General features: G+C 41.0%; 34 protein-coding genes and 1 tRNA gene. All 35 read right to left on the reverse strand.

The genetic code is table 11. The features are described 5' to 3' along the window. The coding region (locus BLT_RS0114465) for a phage tail protein (protein ID WP_017728490.1) at positions 1-2616 on the reverse strand (2616 nt) is incomplete at its 3' end. 57 nt (positions 2617-2673) lie between these two features. Continuing rightward, positions 2674-2784, reverse strand: a complete 111-nt coding sequence (locus BLT_RS24990; RefSeq protein WP_081599675.1) for a zinc finger domain-containing protein — start codon at positions 2782-2784, stop codon at positions 2674-2676. A 68-nt stretch (positions 2785-2852) separates the two neighbouring features. Next, on the reverse strand, positions 2853-3386 hold the full coding sequence (locus BLT_RS24515; protein WP_017728491.1) for an SHOCT domain-containing protein: 534 nt from the start codon (positions 3384-3386) through the stop codon (positions 2853-2855). Positions 3387-3466: 80 nt separating this feature from the next. Further along, on the reverse strand, positions 3467-4027 hold the full coding sequence (locus BLT_RS0114475; RefSeq protein WP_017728492.1) for a Gp15 family bacteriophage protein: 561 nt from the start codon (positions 4025-4027) through the stop codon (positions 3467-3469). 9 nt (positions 4028-4036) lie between these two features. Next, positions 4037-4414: a hypothetical protein gene (locus BLT_RS0114480; protein ID WP_017728493.1), complete on the reverse strand. Its 378-nt coding sequence runs from the start codon at positions 4412-4414 to the stop codon at positions 4037-4039. A gap of 50 nt (positions 4415-4464) precedes the next feature. Then, positions 4465-4737, reverse strand: a complete 273-nt coding sequence (locus BLT_RS23265) for a fibronectin type III domain-containing protein (protein WP_081599676.1) — start codon at positions 4735-4737, stop codon at positions 4465-4467. Beyond that, positions 4727-5161, reverse strand: coding sequence for a phage tail tube protein (locus tag BLT_RS0114490; RefSeq protein WP_017728495.1), 435 nt, complete (start codon positions 5159-5161; stop codon positions 4727-4729). The genes BLT_RS23265 and BLT_RS0114490 overlap by 11 nt, the downstream gene beginning before the upstream one ends. Then, positions 5154-5558 carry a phage tail terminator protein gene (locus BLT_RS0114495; protein WP_017728496.1) on the reverse strand — a complete coding sequence of 135 codons (405 nt, stop codon included), beginning with the start codon at positions 5556-5558 and terminating at the stop codon, positions 5154-5156. Before BLT_RS0114495 ends, BLT_RS0114490 begins: the two co-directional genes overlap by 8 nt. Positions 5559-5564: 6 nt before the next feature. Next, positions 5565-5819: a hypothetical protein gene (locus BLT_RS0114500; RefSeq protein ID WP_017728497.1), complete on the reverse strand. Its 255-nt coding sequence runs from the start codon at positions 5817-5819 to the stop codon at positions 5565-5567. A 76-nt stretch (positions 5820-5895) separates the two neighbouring features. Next, the gene (locus BLT_RS0114505) at positions 5896-6252 is read right to left on the reverse strand and encodes a minor capsid protein (protein WP_017728498.1); all 357 of its coding nucleotides are present in this window, start codon (positions 6250-6252) and stop codon (positions 5896-5898) included. Further along, positions 6249-6587 carry a putative minor capsid protein gene (locus BLT_RS0114510; protein ID WP_017728499.1) on the reverse strand — a complete coding sequence of 113 codons (339 nt, stop codon included), beginning with the start codon at positions 6585-6587 and terminating at the stop codon, positions 6249-6251. The genes BLT_RS0114505 and BLT_RS0114510 overlap by 4 nt, the downstream gene beginning before the upstream one ends. Then, positions 6577-6972, reverse strand: a complete 396-nt coding sequence (locus BLT_RS0114515) for a hypothetical protein (protein ID WP_017728500.1) — start codon at positions 6970-6972, stop codon at positions 6577-6579. Before BLT_RS0114515 ends, BLT_RS0114510 begins: the two co-directional genes overlap by 11 nt. Before the next feature lie 13 nt (positions 6973-6985). Next, positions 6986-7291: a hypothetical protein gene (locus BLT_RS0114520; RefSeq protein WP_017728501.1), complete on the reverse strand. Its 306-nt coding sequence runs from the start codon at positions 7289-7291 to the stop codon at positions 6986-6988. A 49-nt stretch (positions 7292-7340) separates the two neighbouring features. Further along, positions 7341-8249, reverse strand: coding sequence for a hypothetical protein (locus tag BLT_RS0114525; protein ID WP_017728502.1), 909 nt, complete (start codon positions 8247-8249; stop codon positions 7341-7343). Positions 8250-8271: 22 nt separating this feature from the next. After that, positions 8272-8955: a hypothetical protein gene (locus BLT_RS0114530; protein ID WP_017728503.1), complete on the reverse strand. Its 684-nt coding sequence runs from the start codon at positions 8953-8955 to the stop codon at positions 8272-8274. Between the two features lie 79 nt (positions 8956-9034). Next, complete coding sequence (locus BLT_RS0114535) at positions 9035-9307, reverse strand: DUF2829 domain-containing protein (protein ID WP_017728504.1); 273 nt, start codon at positions 9305-9307, stop codon at positions 9035-9037. A 5-nt stretch (positions 9308-9312) separates the two neighbouring features. Beyond that, on the reverse strand, positions 9313-9543 hold the full coding sequence (locus BLT_RS0114540; RefSeq protein ID WP_017728505.1) for a hypothetical protein: 231 nt from the start codon (positions 9541-9543) through the stop codon (positions 9313-9315). After that, on the reverse strand, positions 9540-10676 hold the full coding sequence (locus tag BLT_RS0114545; RefSeq protein ID WP_017728506.1) for a phage minor capsid protein: 1137 nt from the start codon (positions 10674-10676) through the stop codon (positions 9540-9542). Before BLT_RS0114545 ends, BLT_RS0114540 begins: the two co-directional genes overlap by 4 nt. Further along, positions 10676-12160, reverse strand: coding sequence for a phage portal protein (locus tag BLT_RS0114550; protein ID WP_017728507.1), 1485 nt, complete (start codon positions 12158-12160; stop codon positions 10676-10678). The genes BLT_RS0114545 and BLT_RS0114550 overlap by 1 nt, the downstream gene beginning before the upstream one ends. A gap of 11 nt (positions 12161-12171) precedes the next feature. Continuing rightward, a complete protein-coding gene (locus BLT_RS0114555) occupies positions 12172-12438 on the reverse strand; it encodes a hypothetical protein (RefSeq protein WP_017728508.1) in 267 nt (88 codons plus the stop codon). Between the two features lie 73 nt (positions 12439-12511). Continuing rightward, positions 12512-13792, reverse strand: a complete 1281-nt coding sequence (locus BLT_RS0114560; protein WP_017728509.1) for a PBSX family phage terminase large subunit — start codon at positions 13790-13792, stop codon at positions 12512-12514. Beyond that, positions 13785-14618, reverse strand: coding sequence for a terminase small subunit (locus tag BLT_RS0114565; RefSeq protein WP_017728510.1), 834 nt, complete (start codon positions 14616-14618; stop codon positions 13785-13787). The genes BLT_RS0114560 and BLT_RS0114565 overlap by 8 nt, the downstream gene beginning before the upstream one ends. 131 nt (positions 14619-14749) lie before the next feature. Further along, positions 14750-14992: a hypothetical protein gene (locus BLT_RS0114570; protein ID WP_161603252.1), complete on the reverse strand. Its 243-nt coding sequence runs from the start codon at positions 14990-14992 to the stop codon at positions 14750-14752. A 252-nt stretch (positions 14993-15244) separates the two neighbouring features. Then, a tRNA-Arg gene (locus BLT_RS0114580) sits at positions 15245-15316 on the reverse strand. 420 nt (positions 15317-15736) lie between these two features. Continuing rightward, entirely contained in the window at positions 15737-16159 is a 423-nt protein-coding gene (locus BLT_RS0114585) for a DUF722 domain-containing protein (RefSeq protein ID WP_017728513.1), read from the reverse strand. 279 nt (positions 16160-16438) lie between these two features. Continuing rightward, positions 16439-16591 carry a hypothetical protein gene (locus BLT_RS24095; protein WP_017728515.1) on the reverse strand — a complete coding sequence of 51 codons (153 nt, stop codon included), beginning with the start codon at positions 16589-16591 and terminating at the stop codon, positions 16439-16441. A 14-nt stretch (positions 16592-16605) separates the two neighbouring features. Continuing rightward, positions 16606-16797: a hypothetical protein gene (locus tag BLT_RS0114600; protein ID WP_017728516.1), complete on the reverse strand. Its 192-nt coding sequence runs from the start codon at positions 16795-16797 to the stop codon at positions 16606-16608. Between the two features lie 10 nt (positions 16798-16807). Beyond that, positions 16808-17155 carry a hypothetical protein gene (locus tag BLT_RS0114605; protein WP_017728517.1) on the reverse strand — a complete coding sequence of 116 codons (348 nt, stop codon included), beginning with the start codon at positions 17153-17155 and terminating at the stop codon, positions 16808-16810. 129 nt (positions 17156-17284) lie between these two features. Then, complete coding sequence (locus tag BLT_RS24100) at positions 17285-17572, reverse strand: hypothetical protein (protein ID WP_017728518.1); 288 nt, start codon at positions 17570-17572, stop codon at positions 17285-17287. A gap of 4 nt (positions 17573-17576) precedes the next feature. Next, complete coding sequence (locus tag BLT_RS0114615) at positions 17577-18017, reverse strand: DUF1064 domain-containing protein (protein WP_017728519.1); 441 nt, start codon at positions 18015-18017, stop codon at positions 17577-17579. Beyond that, positions 18017-18286, reverse strand: a complete 270-nt coding sequence (locus tag BLT_RS0114620; RefSeq protein WP_017728520.1) for a hypothetical protein — start codon at positions 18284-18286, stop codon at positions 18017-18019. The genes BLT_RS0114615 and BLT_RS0114620 overlap by 1 nt, the downstream gene beginning before the upstream one ends. 314 nt (positions 18287-18600) lie before the next feature. Next, on the reverse strand, positions 18601-19167 hold the full coding sequence (locus tag BLT_RS0114630) for a dUTP diphosphatase (protein ID WP_017728521.1): 567 nt from the start codon (positions 19165-19167) through the stop codon (positions 18601-18603). Beyond that, entirely contained in the window at positions 19164-19355 is a 192-nt protein-coding gene (locus BLT_RS0114635) for a hypothetical protein (protein WP_017728522.1), read from the reverse strand. Before BLT_RS0114635 ends, BLT_RS0114630 begins: the two co-directional genes overlap by 4 nt. 27 nt (positions 19356-19382) lie before the next feature. After that, a complete protein-coding gene (gene ssb / locus BLT_RS0114640) occupies positions 19383-19808 on the reverse strand; it encodes a single-stranded DNA-binding protein (protein WP_017728523.1) in 426 nt (141 codons plus the stop codon). Then, positions 19809-19997 carry a hypothetical protein gene (locus tag BLT_RS0114645; protein ID WP_017728524.1) on the reverse strand — a complete coding sequence of 63 codons (189 nt, stop codon included), beginning with the start codon at positions 19995-19997 and terminating at the stop codon, positions 19809-19811. It lies immediately after the preceding gene. Between the last annotated feature and the right edge of the window lie 15 nt (positions 19998-20012).

A 20012-nucleotide genomic window follows, 5' to 3' on the forward strand; every position in this document is an offset into this window, starting at 1 on the left:
GAGTTCGTTCAACTTCTTCTTCTCTTCAATCCACGCTTTTTCACTGTTGAACATCTGCTGATCAATGTTGCGCTTCGCATCCCGTAATGCGAGCGCAGCGACTCGTCTTTCTTCTGTTCCGCTTTTAAATTGTCGAACTGCTTCTTGCCAATAGGCGATTTCATCTTGTGTCGAGATTAATTCTAATCTCTTTTTGTTATCGATGAAATTTTGAACTGCATTCAAGCGGTCACGTGATGTTTTATTATTTTCATCGGTAATGACTCTGTTCAATTCTCTTAGTTGCGACTCGGTCGCCTTTATTTCTTGTCTAAGATCAGGAACGGCCGCAGCGGCTAGTTTATCAGACGACTTCTTCACCGTTGTGACTGTATCATTCATACCGATCGCTAGACCCTCGCCAACCCAATTACCAAATTGCTTCATGAGTTTGGACGGAGAGGCGATCTGCAGGATGCTCTTGATTCTCCCTGTAATTGCATCGGTAACATCTGTGATTGCTTGTCTTACGTCCTCTATCTTCCCTTTAATTCCGTTAATCAGCCCTTGTATGATGTCTTTCCCTATCTGCACAAGGTCAATGCCGCGCAGAAACTCCATAGCAGCATTCCAACCTTCGATTACGTTTCGCTTGGCTTCATTCATCTTTTGTTTAACTGCGTTTACGATATCTTGAAACTTTTGCTGAACGGTGTTCCACATCCTTGTTAAAGTTTCAGTAAAAAAGGATTTTACAGAGTTCCATATCGATTGCAGCGTCGACTTTGCTTGATTTGTTTTTTCTCGAACTGAAGCTCTGATATTCTCAAAGATGTTTGTTGCTGTTCTCAAAAGGGCTGTCCATAACCCTGAAATGTAAACTTTGAATGTATCCCACGCAAGCCTTACATTGCTAATGAGAGTTTTCACAACCGTAACAACAGAGTCTTTTAAGGCGTTCCAAATCGTTGAGGCAGCATTTTTGATGTTACCCCATATTGCACGAAGGTTTTCTCTAAAACTCTCCATGTCGCCCGTTGCAAGGTTGATTAATAAAAGGATAGGACCCAAGATCACATTCTTGATCAATTCCCACGCTGCCTTAGCTGCAATTCGAATGTTATTCCATACTGTATCGAACATACTTTTGATGTTATTCCAATACTGCTTAGCATTGTTGGAGATCGTCTCCCACATCGTCACGTAAAAATCGATAAGCGGACTAAAAATTGTTTTTACATGAGTTACGACTTCATTCCATCTTTCAACAACAACATCCCAAACGCTCGTTGCAATTTTAACAATCGATTGCCACAAGGAAGAGAAAAAATCCACAATCCCGGACCATATAGATGTGAAAAACTCAACTGTAGCTGCCCATAAATCGGTGAACCATTGCGCTGTGGCTTGCCAGACCCCTTTAATAGATTCCCACACCGTCAATGTAATTTCTTTAATTGAGTTCCACAGGTTGATGAAGAACCCGCTGATCGGTTCCCAATTTTGATAGATAAGAACAACAGCAGCTACTGCAGCGGCAACCACTAATACCCATGGATTCATTTTTAAAACTTTATTTAAAACTGCGAAAGATTGGGTTAAATTTTCCACAATGTTTTTTGCTGAATTAAGACCGGCAAATGCAAGTATTGCCGCTCCTACACCAGCGGCAACAGCCTTTATTAAAGGAAGCCATGGTTCGAGTGCGTTATAAATAGACTTGATTCTTTCTACTACAGCAGGAATGTTATCAGCGATTGAATTCAGGACTCTCTCGAATAATCTACCGTTTTCTGCAATCATATCACGCATAGTCGGCAGTCCGTTTGACGTTAACATTTCATCAATCTTTTGGATGATGTTTACGACACCACGAGTAACAGCTGCCTGCATGTTATCAAATGAAGCTCCCCAAGAAGCCCCTGCTTCTTTAGCTGCACCTGCAATCTTCACAACTCCGTTTGTACCTTCCATCATTGCTTCGGTTACCGTATCGATAAACTCTTCGGCGGTAATTCTTCCTGCTGATAAATCTTTCTGAACGGATTCCGCATCCCGACCAGTCGCTTTTGCGTACATTCCAACCGCATCAATCCCCACATCGAACAGCCTGTTTAACTGATCCATGTGGACTCTACCCGTTGTCGACATTTTGGCTAGTGCATCCGTTACATTTGCAAACTGTTCATTTGAACCATCACCATAGAAAGCTACAGCATCCCCCCAAGCTTCAATTCGGTCTGTAGCTTTATCGACATCTATTCCCCTTGTTACGAAGTTTTGTACTGCTTTAGCGGCGACATCCAATCCGTACCCTGTTCCTGTCACAATGTCACCCGTTCGTTGTAATGCTCTGTTCGTTTCCTCTGTGCTACCTGTGATAACAGTCATAACACGCTCAAAGGATTCCATTGTGTCGATACGACCAAACGCAGATGAGATGGAGTTTTTAACCATGCCAATAGCTTTTGCTCCTAGTGCGACAAGCCCTAGAGCTGTAACTATTTTCCCTAGCCCTAGCGAAGCCTGTTCCCCACTCTTGCCAAGACCACCTAGCTGCTTGTCTAAATCAGCAACGCCTTTGGCTACCGAACCATCTTCAAGCATGACATCAATAACTACTCTTCCGTCTGCCATTTTGCACAATTCACCCCCATGCAAGTCGTTTCATTCGCACAGGGGCTCGATGGCTCTCTAACGGTCTTTTACTGTATTGACCGTTGCGCATTTAGGGCATTTAATCTCGGCAATGCCCTTAACTTTTCCTAATAATCTATTGCATTTTTTACATCGAAATTCTTTCATATATCCACCGCCTTTTAAGGCAACAAAAAAGCCGCCCCTATAGGAACGACCTTAACTTTCGTATTTCATTAACCTAACAATTCCGCTTTCTTCTTATCGAATTCATCTTGAGTGATAATCCCTTCATCCAATAATTTCTTGAACTCTCTAATCTCATCCACTTTTGATACAGTCGGCTTTTCTTCGTTTAGAGTAGCCTCTTTTGCTATAGGATGAGCTTCAAGTTTCTTCAAATCTGCTTCTGATGCCGCAAAAAGGTTTGCCTCAACCATGAATTTTTCTTTACTTTCAACATCCATAAAAGCCATAGTGTAGGTTGTTTTCTTTTTCTTCTTTGCACCTATCGCCCCTCCAATTAATGTTCCAATCCCAGGGGCGAAAAAAGTTCCGATTGCCGCACCAGACAGTGTTTTGGCTGCGCTCATTTCGGATAAAGTTTTTTCTGAAAAACCAAGGAAATAATAGTTTCTCTTCTTAACTTTAACTATTCCTTTATCGTTAGTGAATTCAATTGCATATGACGACTCTTTCTTATTGCCGATCTGTCCATTTGTTACTGTAATAACAAACCCTTTAGACTTAAATAAATCCATAATCCCCATAACATCACCGCCCTTTATCTTCTATACGGTTAATTATAGAGGAAAACCTAAACATTTCAATAAACATAGGTAAAAGTTTCCTATTTTTTGTTTTTTAGTTTGTAAGCTTCCTTCAACTTAAGTAATTTCTGTCGTTGTTTTTCACTACCCTTACCGCTCGGTAGTTCCATTGTACGTATCTCAACGACTTCTTTGAAGCGTGTATCGCCGCGCAAGCCATCCAGTAACGCTAGAAACTTACGCCAATCCAATTTGCCTTGTTGCTCAAATAAATCAATTCCATAGTCTTGCATAAAAGATGCATACACATATTCAGCATCCTCAACCAAAGAATACGGCGCTTCTTTTTTTTCAACAGGTACTGGATTACCCTTTATATCAACGGCCGGTTCTTCCTTTACGCCACTCGTAATCAACTTTTCGTAAATTTGCTTTAATATCTCTGATTTCTTTCTTATGTCACAGTCTAAATCTACGTTAATTAGCATTTGTAGCCCAACTTCAATTTGTGTGACTTTGTCAATTTCCTCATCGGTTGACAACTCATAAAAACGCAATATATTGTCAAAACTCATGTCGACTTGATAGGTTACTCCATCGATTTCTATCTGATTTTCTAGCGGATAAGAAAGGGTAAACATCCTTACCACCTATTTCTTATTTAAATATTTTTTCACTTTCTCCTTTTGAGACGCATCGATACCTAGAGTTTTTAACTCTTTATCGATTCCTTCAGATAACTGAATAAAATATTTCATCAAATAAATAATTGAAGGAGTTTGTGCATAAATTTTTTCAAACGCCCCCTCACCAAGAAGAAGGTCAAACCCTTTTTGAAGCACTGTTTTTGCCGCTTTCTCTGATTTTTCTTCATCGACTGCATCGTTTATATTTACGAACTCTTCTTGTACTATCTTGGCGTTTTTACGTAAGTTCTTGATTGCTTCGTCCGATACATTAAATTCAAAATTTAATTCACCGATTTCCACAGGTATGACCGTTTTTTCCGTTTGAATTTTAATCGCCATATATCCTCACTCCTAGTAAATGTTTTAAAAAGAGAGCCTGGTAAGACTCTCTAAACCTCATTTGTGATTGCGGTTACGACATCAGACGGTTGTGATTGTTTTCCTGCACTCGAAACAGCAATAACATAATAATCATATGATGTACCCGCCATTAAGCCTACATCGGTAAACATTTCACTTCCGGTCATACCCACACTCTGCCCATCTCGATAAATTTCATATTCGATAGTCGCCCCACTAACAGTAACTGCATCCCAGACCAACGAAACCGATGTATCTGTCACTGAACTAACTGTTAGATTTTGGGGCGCATTAGGGTACAGTTATCACATCAGGTTTGCGGTCAAACGAGATAGTGCAGCTAAAGGCTGGGAACTCTGTCGCTTCTCCACCGCTTGTGATAGGAACCGTCACTGTCGCCGGACCTTTTATCTCCGTTCCGTTCGGTTCTACGATTTTAAACATGATTTTTCGACTTTCTCCAACTTCTCTTTTTAACCCCTTTATAAACTTCATTGCAGGATCTTCATCATCGTACACACCTTCAAACGAATATCTTTCAGACCGTGAGATAACTTCTGTGGTAGGGTTTCCATCCCCATCATAGTATCCTGTTTCCTCTGAGTTTTCGTCAGAATCGTCTGTCACACTTGTAATCCATTTTGCGAGTTCCAAATACTCAGGTTCCCCTGTTGTTGGGATTGGGGCCACAAAGTAACTTGTTAAAGCATTTTTTACTTTAGCCATTGTTTACCACTCCTTTAATATATAACTCCGCGCTAAACTGAGCGCCATAAATGTAATACCTCTCATCTTGCCCAACTACATTAGGATCGGTTGTTATCGTAATTCCGCAAAAGTCATAACTGCCATTATTGCTTGGTATGTCGTTAATCCCGCTTAACAGGCTAGTGATTCGCAATAGTGTTTGGTAAGCTTCTAGCTGATTCTCGTGCTTCGTCATCACTTGAAAGGCGAAACCTTGATCCTTTGACCCGTCGTAATAGTGACGGTGATCTCTTGCAGGCATGACCGTAACGGCGATACTGTTACCACTTACAAGCGTCGGCGATACAACCCTAGCGTAGTATCCTTGCTTATCTAACACATCAAGAACTAGCCTTTCTAAAAAGTCCATCGTCATAATTGATTATTCACCTTTTTCACGATCTTTTTTCTCTAGACCTAACGCGTCACTCACTTCGGTTGTTATTCCGTAAGGGCTATATTCAACAATGATTTCTGGACGTTCAGTTGCTACTAGATTAAATTCCACTGATATAATGCCCTCTCCCATTGTCAGACCATTTATTTCTATCTTTCCGAAGCAACAAGGTTTATCGCCATCCATGTTAAGTGAAATTTTTTTCACCCTATCTTGAGATAACTTTTGCTTGACCAACAATTAACTTCCCTCCCTATCCTAATAATGTATTTGAAATAAAGACGCTGATTATCGGTTCAGCGTTAAAACCTTTTCGTCATAATTGATTATTCACCGCCTGTTTAGCGACGTTTATCCACCCCTGCAAGTGAGCTGCGCGTGCCCTCTCGTACCACAAAGGTCCTGCACTTGGATTACTATCCCTTGAAAAATTCATTCTCACCCCGAAATACAGCTTACGGGCATAGGGGGTATCCCACGCAATTTGACCTTCATCAAAATTCGAGGCTCGGATGCTGCTATCTCTTAAGTTACCAGTGTCGAACGGTACAAAACGGTTGCTATCCTTTAAGACTTGTTGCGATACTAAAAATCTAGCCCTTTCAGATGCCTTCTTAAGTTTCGGTGCAATGTTCTTCGTATCTATTGTTACTCTCACTCTTTGTCTTGTCATCGAATGTCCACCTCGTAATGGTGTGGCGTATTAGACTTAAACGCATAAAGCGCATCACAAGCGACAATGCGATAATCATTGCCGTTGAATTTCACCTTCGACTTTTCTCTCAACCGTTTAAATTTCGGTGTATTAACCGCGTCTAGGAAGATAACCCCCTGCACCTGAACCTCTTCACCATTCGAGTCTCGTTTTAACTCTGATTTAGGCTGAACCAATACAAAAGAGATGGTTTCACTCGGTGCAAATTCTTCACCAAACGAGCCATCTCTCACAAATTCTTCATATTCGATTGAGTGAATGAGGAACCTTCTCGGAATAGGCTTAATACGCACTATCAACCACTCCGATCCCACTATACAAAAGACCAGTCGGCAATAGGTAGTCAACTAGATTAGCAGCTATCGTTGTATTAGCATTACCAGCCGGTCTGTTACCGCCTCCATAAGAAAACTTACCGATTGCTACACCAGTCGCATCATCGCCCGTGACGGATATATCCGTACCGCCATTGAGTTGGTAAAACTCAACTTGCGCAGCGGTAGCTTTCATGACTTGCCCTTGTACAAATGGATGCAGGTTCTCAAAATCGTCAATAGCATAATTTGTTACTTGGTCGATCACATCAGAAGCACGCTGAATAAAACGTGTCAGGTCGTTCTCGCTAACCTCTACGCCCATATATTCGTACTTGTAATACTCAGCTGTAATGTAAGGCAATTAAATCATCCCCTTACTTTTTTGCTTCTTGCTGCGCTTTGTTCTCGTTTAACAGTTTTGTATTCTCTGCTTTCAGTTTCTTAACTTCTGCTTTTAAATCTGCAATTTCGTTTTTTAACTCTTCCGTATTAGCAGATTCAAACTCAGCTAACTTTTCTAACAGCTTGTTATACTCGCCTACAGGTACGCTTTTTCCACCTGTTGCGTGTTTTACCACTTTTCCCGACTCGTCAATCTCGTCATACCCTTGCTTAAGATATGATTCAACACGGTCTTTATCAACGTTTAAAATACGATTACCCTTTTTTACTTTTGGCATGATATCGCTCCTTTGTGTTAAAAGGAGAGCCGAAGCCCTCCTAAGTTATTTATCCCGCTGGTGCTGGTTCAGGTTCTACGTTAAACTTTACACCCTTTACCTTTTGCTCAATTAAGAATGCATCCCAATATTTCCGCTCGTAGTACAAGTGTTTTCCGCCCGTGGTAGCACTAGGTTCATCTAAAGAAACAAACTCATATTTTTGCGGAGTAATGACTGCAATTGGATGAATTAAAATCATATTAATTTGTCGTGCAGCTGGGTCAGGAACCGCACCGTCAGTAAAGTTATAAAGAGTTTTCATGCGGCTAGAAGGAACCGTCTCGAGTGTCACCTCGTCAAGCGAACGCACATTTCGATTGATAGCCGACGCTTCGCCTTTCACTTCTAAAGTACGTTGAATCTTTTCAGCATTCTTTAATACTTTTTTGACAGCAGGCGTCACATATAAAATACGACCTTCCTGCGGTACTTCTGCTTCGTCCATTTCCTCCATCATGTCGTCAAAAATCGCTAAAGCTGTAGCTTCTGTTACAACCTCAGTATTCACTGCCTCTCCGTAAGCTGTGTACTCTGCGAATAACTTTGATGCAATGTATTTATCCATCTCAGGAATCTTGTGTTCATCATTAAACACTCTTGTAATGTTAGCGATCGTAAGCGCCATGTTTGTTTCATCAACGTCTTGCGGATCGACAAGTGTTTTGAACTCACGATCATGTTCAAGCGTTTTCGGGATCCATTGATTATCCACTCGGCGTGTGTAGTTCCCCATCACATCACGATCGACATCTACAAAACCGCCTGTTGTGATATTAGGAATCTGAATCGTCTTTGCGCTCGTCCATCGGATGTTAGCGTTGTTTGGTGAAGCATAAAGCGCACTAAACGCTAACCCTTGAGAAAATTTTTGTTGTAGTGCTTGTTGGTACATTTCAGCATAGTTTACTGGTGGCATATCAAATCACTCCTGTTAATTTTTATTTAAATGCGTTTAACCATTGTTCCACTTGCGTCTCTTGTTTCTTTTGGTGCTGGCCTTTTGAAAATGACGGCTTCTCTTCCTGTTCTTCTTGTTGTTGCTGTGCGAAGTGCGGATACTTTTCCACGACTTTTGCAATGGCAGCATCCATATCCATGTCGTCACTAACCATTGTTTTAGCTAGTGTCACAACGTCCTCTACTGATTCAGCGAGAACCCCCGATTTCATAGCACTAATTTGTGCCTTCAAATCAGTATTCTCTTCGCTTATCGTAGAATAGTTAGTTTCTAACTCTTGTAACCGCTCTGCTTGCTTTTGTTGTTCGGTCTTTTGCGACTCTTGCCATTCCTTGAACTTTTCCATCCCTTCCTTGGCATTTTCGAAATTCTCAACACCGAGTTGCTTTAGCAGTTTTTCTTGCTGCTTGCGAGTTTCTTTAGCAATGAGATTATTGACATCTTCTTGAGTAAATGTCTTTCCCTCTTGTGATTGCTGGTCACCAGTACCCGATTGAACGTCTGTTTTCTCTTGTTGTTGTGTATCTCCCCCAGTTTGGTTGTCGGCTTGCTGGTCGCCCTGTCCTTCTGTCGGTTCGCTAAAATGTCGTAGCTTCATAGGAATAAAAAACTTCTCACCTTCAACCTTTGAGGTCGGTTGATTAACCTTCATATATTTTTCCATCGTTTTTAACCTCCCATAAGGGTATTTGTCCTTTCGTTTCTTTAACGCCTTGCCGAATAAAAGGCACAAAAAATAACCGTTATTCAACGACTTCCCAATCTTCTGCTAGTACATCATTTATTGACGGAACCCACATAGCATGAGACCCCTGTGCTGTTTTAATTTGCAAATACGGCTCACACTTAAACAATTCCCCTTCTTTCATTCCCCACGCTTCTGCTGTCTGCTTATTACAAGGGATCCCCTGAGGATATCCTTTTTGGAAAACAACAAACATACCTTTTCCATTCCAACCAGTTCTACCTAATTTACAACCTTGCTTTAAATTTTCTAATGCTTGTTCGAAATTCATCTAAATCACCCTTTAACTTCAATATCGCAATTTTCATTTGTAGCAACTTCCCAATCATCTTCAAGAATGCCACTCACGGTAAAAAGAATGTCCTTTGTATCTTGAAAGTCGATTACCTCACCCGTTTTTGCGTGGATTTCGATTTTTCCATATTTATAAACCCAATACCCTCGCCAAACCTTTCGTTTGATTGGCGTTCCAGCTATGAACGTTGGAAATAATTCTTTGAATGTCATAACCTATTTCCTCCTCCAACATTTGGATTATTTATCGCTAACTGCTCACGATTACTTCTTCTTGTTCTACCAGTCTCACTTATAAACTCACGTATATTAGCTTGTCGTTCCCTAACCTTGCTTTTAGCCATCGCAACGCCTTCTTCATCACCCATTGCGCTCATCATGTTTAATTCACGCTTGGCATATCGTATCTGACGTTCCAAATAACGCTGTTTCTGCGATTCTTTATAGGCCGTGTCATTTTCTTCTTTCGTGAAATCATGAGGACGTGGTATCGATACACCTTCGACAAACGGGTAAAAAACATGTCCGCAATTGATCCCCCTCAATCCAGCTAACTCGCCATAGCTTGTTTCCGACAAAGGGGGGTACTTGTCACTAGTGCCACTCCTACTGAATATCCGCCCTTGAAACGGTGCGCATCTTGGTCTAGCTCCGATATGGCTGGATACTTCAACTAGATCAATCTCATAATCATCCATCCTTGCGAACTGCATTTCATTTGCTACGTTGTTAGATGTTGTTCGAATGACCATATTCACATAAGCTTCTGTCGACCACTCTTTCCCTGCTCTGTCTACTAAAGCAGGGATCCCTTTATTCGCCCACTTACTAGCAACCTCTCTAACGGCTTGTTGCGGCGTTTTAACCCCTGTAATCACTAAAGCATTCGCTTCGTTTAAAATGCCCACATACGCTGTTTCTGACTGTTGTAGCATGGTCGAATTAATGAGATTAAAAGATTGTCTCGCTTGATTTTGGTAAACATCAAGGATGTTTCTAATTACAGGAGAATCGCCTGCCGGTGGTCTAATCACATGACCGGACCTAACAGCGTCATCTAACGATCTATCCGTTTCGGCTATGCTCCTATAGCCTTCTTTCTCGAGAAGTTCAGATATTTCATCGATCGCCAAGCCGCTATACCTTGCAATCGTAATTAGATTTTCTTGAGTTAACTTATTCAACTGCGATAACTTAATAAGCTGCCACGATTCAAAATCACCATCGATCAGCAGCTCCCTGTCTCTTCTAAGTTTTTTCCCTATGTTAGTCAGGATTTCATCTTCAATTCTCAAATAAATGTCCGTAATCGGCTGTGCTACCCTTTGGTTACGCTCAGGATTCATTATGCATCAACTCGGTTCATGCCAAAAAAGTCTATTGTCTCCGCTGTCGCTGTTTGATTCTCGGCCGCAATCTCTTTCATCAACTGTTCAGCTTCTTGCTCTGATAATCCATGTATTTTCATGATTGCCCTTTTCTTTGATGTGAGCTTGTTAGATACGAGCTGTACTTGTTTATTAATCTCGGCTGTCTGATCCTCGGCTATTGAGTCATCAAATGTGACTGTTACCTCCCAACCCTCTTTCGGTCGCTCGAACACTTCATACAATTCAGCAGTTTGGATGATGCAGTCAATTAACTCGGTTAACCCAGCTTCAATTATGTTTTCGTGAGATTGCTTCGATTTGAACGTCTTGCTATTCTCACTAACAACCTCGGTGGCGGTTTTCATACTCTTTCCGTCGAAAGTAAAAGCCCCTGTGCTGAACCCCGTTTGAGTAGCGAGTAAATTAAGATAAGAATTAATCGCAGCAATATGTTCTTCTACCCGTAACTCAACGGTGTTGTCATGAATTTTCATTTCATCCATACTACCAGTACCCATCGCTTGATACACTTCATCATCAGCATCAAAATAACGGTTCATGTTCCCGTCCTCATCCACTACCATCTTCACAGCAGAAGCCGGAACGATAATTCGCCTTTTTCCTAGCCTGAACTCCCTCTGATAACTATCAAACGCAATATCGAGAGATTTAAGTGTATCTAGTGCGTTGGCAAAGAGAGAAATACCAAGAGGACTATGCATGTCAATGTTATTAGCAATGTTTGGTCGAAAGTAAACGAAATTAGCACGCTTGAAAGCCTTTATTTTTACCTCTTTTTCTAAGTCTGGATAAAGTTCAGAGAGCGGAACCTTTTTTCCTAGATCACTGTTGTTGTCGCTTACGAATAACTCGTTTTTAATGACATATTCCTTACCTTCCCACAGATGCCATTCAAGGTGAGTGTACTTTTTCTTCCCTTTGCGGATCTCGTTAGGGAATACCGCTTCATGGATGCCTTGGTTATCCCAGCTAACCGGAATGAAGCAATCAGCAGTCACGTAAGAAAGCTTAAGCTTCCCATCGCTAAAATATGGCTTGATGACCATTCCACCAAGCGCAAACTGAAACTCAAGGTAATCCTGGAATCGTTTGACGAATTTATTTTGATCAAACACATTCTTAATATTTTTTGATAATTCCTCGTCAGATATATTGATCTCACACCGCTCATTAAATATGAGCGAAGCCATCTCTTGCGCTACCACTTTCGGCATCCCTAACGTACCCATACGACGTTTCTTCGTGCCGTTGATTGTATTGTATTTCAAATCATGCCAATCGCTAAAATAGCCTTGGTAGAGTGCTTTCCATTTGTCAATGTGCTTGTAATATTCATCGTCCATTGGAATCTGTTTTAGCTGCGATAAGCTCTTAATATTTTTTACGAGTCCCATTCTCTGCATCACCCCCTTAAAGAAGCCTTTAATTTTGTGGAACATGTCATCACCGCCTATTCTTTGACAACTTCATATGTTTTCTCAAAGATATCTGGTTTACATGGATAAAACTCCCCATTTATACCCTTGATAATGTAATCCCCTACATTGGCTGTCATTTCACCTTCGAGCGTCTCTATAAATAAAGCCACCGTCTCGCGTTCTCCCATCACTTTTAATTTATCTAATGGTTTATCGACAAAACGCTCTATTTCTTCTTCGTTTTTGCCTGTGAATTGAACAGCTTCAATAACCACTGGTTTCTTTCGATATTTTGGCACTTTAACAACCCCCTAAAATTTAAGTTCTAACTTTTACAAATTGTGATTAACGTAATACTGAAATCCGTCACTCTTACAGCACATATTTTCTATAGAAATAATTGTTGGCATATCTCGCCTCATCCATCGCATGATTATTCTCATCTACAGGCTTGCCATTGTCATCTCGACAGTACATCCCTATCTCTTTGATAAAGTTGTAGTGGTCGTATTCCTCTGTTTCCAGTAGCAATAATTGTTCGTTTGTAATAGCGCTCTGCATTCGCTCAATCCCTACCTCAATCCCCTTTGAAGATCCCTTTATATCCTTCGAGTTATTATCAGCTGGACTCGTTATGATTCCCAACATATGCAACTCTTCTCGTAATGACTTACAGGCCGGATCGATAAACACTTCTGAGCGAACCATATCAAATTTCTCTTGGCACCATAGAATGAAAGTCTTGATTTCTTTAGCGTAGGTACTCATTGCTTTTACTTGACCCGTGTCGGAACCACTATGGTAATAATGAGCAACCCTATTTAGTTTGTAATCATATTGCCTCTTCTTCCCTTTATGCCTCGTGACGATGTTGCAACTAACGCTAGTAGCATCGCTCTGACCACCGTCACCAGAGAAGTACATTTCTATCTTTCTGCCTTCAAGCTTCTGTTTGATGTTCTTTTTCATGTCAAACATGCTGTAAATCACACCACTTGGGATAACACGCTTGCCATACCAATCACGTTGCAACAAGTAAGGGTTCTTTTTCAGCGTTTCGTATATCTCCTGTTTTCGTTCTTCTGTGATAATTGGGTTATCGTCAATGGTCCAATGCACCCAACGTGTCTTTTGAACCTCGAATACCTCTTTTATCACTGGATGATTAGGGGCAGGAGGATTAAGGTCTGCCAAGTGGTAACGCATCTTAGCAGCAAACGTCCGCCGGAAGCACTCTTGAATCATATCCATGTGCAATAGGTCTATCTCACAAAAGGCTACAGAACCTAACGACATACCAGTTATCGCTTTCTTACTGTCCGCTTTCCCTCCACCTTTGTAATACACCTTTTTCACTCCGTTGGGCGTGTGCAATTCTAAATGGTCGCCATTCTCATCATGCTTAATCTTGGCCAAGTCTCCAAATATATGAATAAGTCCAAATCCGTCACATTCCATAAATAGCCGAAAGGCTTGCTCTTGGTTATAGGCGACAACTAAATGGTTTTCATCTGGCGTGGCAGCAAGATAGCGAGCATACTTAAATACTCCTGCTGTCGTCTTAGAAGAACGTGGCGTGCCCTCGTTAACTTCCAATGTCACATCAAAAGGAGCTTGTATGACTTGTTTCTGCTTAGGAGAGAAGTTAATCATTTTCTTTCACCACATCGATAAGAGCTTCAAGTAAAGAAGTATCTTTTTTGGCACCTTTTATTAATTCCGCTCTCGCTTTAGCGAAGTCTGTTTCTGCCTTAAGCTTTTCTTCTTGCAGCTTTTTCTTATCATTCTCAGATAGAAGGTCGAAGTATTTCGTCAACATTTCAAGAGCTTTCATCTTGTCTGCGAGTTTGACGGATATGCCATCTTTGCCTTGTTTGACCTCAGTAACAACGGTACCGTCAATTTCGGATGACTCTTTAAAATCTACATAATTGTAAAATTCTTTAATAGGCTTCCTACCATCCTCTGTATCCTCATAATCGACAATGACCTCTTTCTTACCAAAAGTAGCAAAGTCCGTTATATCCGCAAAAGCAATATCAATGTACTTCTGTAGGACAGCTTGAGCATCTAAAAAAACGCCTGATTGCTGTTCAGCTTTCAGACGTTCGATTTCTTCGGATATCTTAGGATTTCTTAGACTTCTATGACCTTCAACCATCGCTGTACTATAAGCGCATCCGTAAGCCTTTTGATATGCTTTGGTCGCATTATAATACTTGATGTAATAAAGACAGAACATCTTTTGTCTGTCGTTTAAATCATCATTCTCTATAATCGGCTGAGGGGTTGCATCCCTCTGTTGATTGGTTGCAACCTTCTTTGGTTTGGTTGCATCCTTTTTAGGTGCATCCCTCTCCCATCCTTCACGACTCTTTCTGCTTTTAAGAGTACCTAACTTTATATCATGTTTCTCAGCAAGTGCCTTTAATGTGATGGTGGTTGTCTCGTATTCTTTTCTTATCTCTTCCCAATTCATTACATAGCACCTACCTCCTACACTGTTTTATTTACTCTCCACAAGACACAAACAGCAAGATTGCGACTCTACACTATTCGATTGCGCCTTGTTGACAATAAATAAAAGCACCCCGAAGGATGCTGTTTTAATTACCCGATTTCATTTCTTCGCTCTAATTCTTTATACTCTTCTTCACTCACACCTAAAAGATCCATCATCGAATCTTTTTGTACACTTTCAAAGTGATCACTTATTTCTTTTGAAAAAACATCATGGTCGACAACTTCTTTTTCAACCAAAATCTTTAATAACGCTTTTTCTCTCGCCTCTAACTCAATCACTCTGACCACTAATCTAGTTAAAATTTGATCCGTGTTTTCCACCATCATCATCATCTCCCTTCTACCCACAAATTCGGCAAAAAAAGAGGAAATCCCTGCAAAATTATCTTGCAATTCAGATTTATCGCCTGTACCATTTAGTTATGCGCTTTTTCTATTTTATATAATAGTCAGGTTTGGGGAACCTGGCTATTTTTTATGCACCTAGGAAACATACACAATATCTTCTTATCGTTTATCTTCGTACCCCATACACACCCTTTACATTTGTTTTTCATGTTCATTCTCCTATGTTTGTTTTAAAGCCCCTAGCAGGAATCGAACCCACATTGACGGAATAGAAACCCGTTGTCTTATCCGTTAGACGATAGAGGCATAATAAAAACACCTGCCGCAATTATAAGCTCTCACTTTTTGCGACAAGTGTTTTTTAAATTGTTTTCGCCCCGCAACCACCTAGGATACAACCGTCTTTTATTTTGACGATTGGGTTGAAGCGAATACCATCTCCTTTCATCGTGGTTTAGCATAAAAAATGGACCACTCAGGAGATTACATACTAACTTTTTCACCTACTATCATAGTAACAGGGTTTTACCCCCCAAAACTGCAAATTTACTGCAAATAACGATCGTGCTATAAATCAGTTTCTTAATTCCTTATCACTTTCTTTAAAGTCCACTCAACGAATTTTGTAAATGGGTGTCTCCAAAAAAACAAAGTCCACAGTCTCCTAATCCTTCTTTTTTCATGTTCGTTCATTTTTTCACCCTTTCTTAATGAACATCATTCGTCTTATCTCCAACCTACCCTTTCAGCGATAGCATCAATAATCATATTTCGGTAGTTATACACCGTTCTTTCGCTAATGTTGCACTCAAGTGCGATCCTTTCCCAGCTAAACCCTCTACGCCCATTCCAGTACCGCAACCGTATGAGTTTCTTTTGCGATTCCTCTAACTGCTCGTACACGCTCTCTATTGCGTCTGAAATCTCTTCTAAATTACGCAAGGTCTTGTTGGTTGTTAAGCGAGTGGCGATTTGTTCAGTAGGGCGAGAAGCCACTCTTACGCTATTGCTCCCCATCCCCACATTTTCATCTATTTCAGTATCATTCATGATTTGCTCTCTTAGCCTTTTAATCTCTTTTTTTGTATCGGGATATGCGTACAATTCCGCTTCCACATGTTTGAATGTCGCTTTTCTTAGTGCTGTCATCCTATCCCCTCCACTCAAATCCCTGTTGTTCTAACATTTTCTTCCAAGTGTAGTCGATTTTCTTTGTGTGGTAGCATCTCGGGCAATTGGCGTATCCTGTCCTTTTCATGTTGCGAATGAACGATTTTAACTGTTCTCCGCTGCCGTGGAACCAGTTGTGTGTATGACATACGTTGCAAACGAATAAGAACGGGCTGAACAACAGCAGGTTGCCACCTACTGCATTCAAGTCCATCTTCACATCCGACAAATCCCTCTTTTCCATATGCCCCACCCCTCTCAAATTTGGTCAATTATCACGTATACGTCACGCTTCTCAACACCTTCTTCTGTCAGCTTGTCTAACTCCTTTTGACACTCGGTAAATCCTTGCTCATTGAGAGAATACATTTTATGCATCGCTTTATTTACGTATAGCTTGAACACTTTCATGCGCTCCCTCTCCTTTATCTTTTTTCCCACAAAGACCAGATGAGCCTACCTATTAACCATGACGCCACCAATACGATGTACATGCCAAAAACAGCAACAACTCCGATCCACCCTTCTTCCTGGTAGGCTGCATAAGGTATTAGCGCTATTAAAGCTATAACAAATAATCCTGTTGTGAATTTCATCAATTCTTCGTGAAAATTCATAACATCACCCCTACACTTCTGATTGGTATTTACTAATGCTTTGCAATATATTGCCTTGTGCCTGAATCACATCAAGCGAAGCCAATCCACTCCTGTGAAGCTCTAACGCCATATCCCTTGCATGCTTAAGTTCAGCTACCTCTGCTCTTGCCATATCTGGAATGAGAGTGGCTTGTACACCCTCACTCCTTAAACGGACAATTGCCTTTCCTAGCTCTCGTCTATATTCCAATTCCGTATCGGCTTTCTTTTCAGCAAGACGGAATATCTCTTTGCTCGCTTTATCCATGCGCTTTGTAATCTCGTACATTTCGCTAGTTATCTGTGTCAATTCGATTGTTCTTCTCGGTTGAGTCATTTACTCACCACCGCCACCTTTTCATTTCTCTCCTGTTCCAACATTCGTATTTTATACAGAGAGATAGACGACAAATTCCTAATCGATGTGCAATCTTGTGACCTAGTGGTATTTTCATTCGCTCACCCCTCAACAATTACTCCTAGCTAGTATCCGAAACGGGCGCTTGTCTATTACTTGATGATCTATTTTTCTTGTAGTACTTCTTCTTTTGACAAAGTAATTACGCTTAATGACCTGGTATCTTTGGTAAAACCTCATGACACACTCTTTAACTTTTTCCCATTTTTCCTTCACCCAAGAAATTAACGCTCTCCCCAATTCCTTTGCCACTTCAACGTATTTATTGATTGTGGATTCATAAATAATTGCCGCCTCTTTTGATAGTTCAATTCCGTTTAGATAAATACATTTCATGAAATCATCCCTTCTTCCAGCCTTTTTTTGTTTTCTTCCACACGACCAACTCTTGTCCAGTGGTGTATTCAAACATCTTCTTAACTAGTCTGAAGTTCTCGTTTACAAATCCGCCTTTGACATCAATGACCTCTATTCGTCCATCATGATATGTCACTTTGAAGTCAGGCTTGTACGTCCAAGGTTGTCTGCCTTTCTTGCCCGATCCATTACAACGTCTGCATTTTATGAGCCTACCTGTCTTTTCCGACACCGCTTTGCCTTGACCTGCACAAGCTATACAAGCAACCTCGAAAGGATCTAGTAGTGTATATTGCGGTTGGCACTCTATCTCTTTCACTGTCTTATCAGCTCGCAGCATAAGATAAAATTCTGCTTCCGCTGCCGAGTCGAATGTTATCCCGTAATAGGTTGTTCTCTTACTTGGTATCTTGACTTTCCCCATTAACGAAACCCTTTCCACTTACGGTCGAATTCCTCGTCAAATTCATCAGCCTTCTTCTTCGCATACATAAAACCAGCAGCCAAGATAATCACATATGTTAACCACGATAATAAACCCACCCCTGCAAATACATAAGCAATCAACATCGTATTAACCCCACCAAAAATCAAATCAAAAATATAGCCAACTGCGTAACCGATTAACCCAGACACTCCTGTTATCAAAATAGCCAGCATTACCCCACCAATAATTGCTAGTGTTTTATTCATATACTCATCCCCCTTAAAATTCTTTCTCCGCTTTGCAATCGTGGCATATCCGTATCAAATCTCCATTTCTCATTTCATGTCCAAACCTTCCGCACCCACAGGAGCAGCGACCTGTCTTGTTGTATGTAACCTCTGTTTGTTTGCTCTGCTCCTGTTTCTGCTTCAACTTTCTAATCTGCTCATCCCATTCATTCATCTTCGTTACTTTCCAACTCTTCTTCCGTTATTCCACATCCCGGACAAAAACTTTCACTACAACAAGGACATTGCACGGTGTACTGCATGCAATCATTACATCTCATCGCTCGCCACCCCTAATATCCGTTATTTTGACGATCGTGATTTATCTGATTTTTCCGCAAATACTCTTGTTCGATTTGTTCCCATGTGAAGCCGAGCATTACACCTAGGGTTAAAAAGTAATCAAATAAAATTGAGTAGCGTCCCCTCTTAACCACACTGCTGAAAGCTGGCGTATTTGCGACCGTTTGTACTTGTGTAAAAACAGAGTTAAACGCCTCTGTGACATTATCGAAAAAATCAGCCGTTCCAACTAGCGTATTTTCACATCCTAACTCCAACCCAATCGACAAAATGAAGTGTAAGCAATCCACGTATTCTTCTAGGAGAGGATTTCTCCATATCGCTCCAGGACCTAATATCGAATCTTGTTCTGTGTATTCTGTTAGATATTCTCTTGTTCTAGGTTTCTGATCCTCACTCCAAAACTTAAACCCTCTCCACTCATTTGCCAATTCTCCAAGCTCCACTTGCAAAGCTAGTATTTTCTGAGGAAGAAGGTCTCGCCCCTCTAACCCCTTTTCCTTTATGATCCGTCCATCAAGCACACGTTGCATTTCGAATAATTTTATAAGATTCATCTAATCTCCCTTTGCTCTAATTGTTTCAACCGCTCCGTCTGCCGTTGTATCTTCTTCGCCTGCTCCACATTCTGTTTGATAAGCTGCTCTATTCCGATAGCTTCTATCACTCGTTTGAGCCTAGACACCCTCACGCTATTTTGAGAGAGGATGTCTTGTAGCTCTTTTCTTGCTTGTTTGCGGTCCATAGGTTCACCTCATGTGTCTTTTACTCATCAAAACGGAAGATCATCATCGCTTATATCAACTGATTTTCCATCATTAGCAAACGGATCGTTGTTATACCCTCCCTGTTGCCCTCTGTTGCTATTTTCGGAGTTACCTTGACTTGAACCCTTGCTTTCTAAGAAAATCACAGAGTCGGCTATTACTTCCGTCACATAGACAGTCTTTCCCTCGCTATTCTGGTAGTTCCTTGTTTGAATCCTTCCGTCTATCGCCACCATCGAACCCTTTTTCGTAAAGCTAGCCGTATTTTCAGCCGTTTTCTTGAAGCAGACCACTTGAATCCAGTCTGTTTCCTCTCGGTTGTACTGTCGCGTTACTGCTAAATTAAAATTACCGATTGCTACCCCTTGAGGAGAATATCTAAGTTCGCAATCCTTGCCTAACCGTCCAGTAAGTGTCACCCTATTAAGCATCTATTCATCCTCCAATCTTCCAGCGATCATTTTGAGCGCGTCTTGCGTGCTCGAAACTGTCGTATCATAACCATCTGCATATACCTTCACCAGATGACCACCGTTCCCGTCATCCCATATCCTCGCTACTATGTTCATGCCTTTGTATACATCTGCATACCCAGCTCCGTTTTGTATGTGTAGACTCATAGTTACCTCCTACGA

Origin of the sequence: Halalkalibacterium ligniniphilum, assembly GCF_000334155.1 — a bacterium.
Lineage (GTDB): Bacteria > Bacillota > Bacilli > Bacillales > Bacillaceae_D > Halalkalibacterium > Halalkalibacterium ligniniphilum.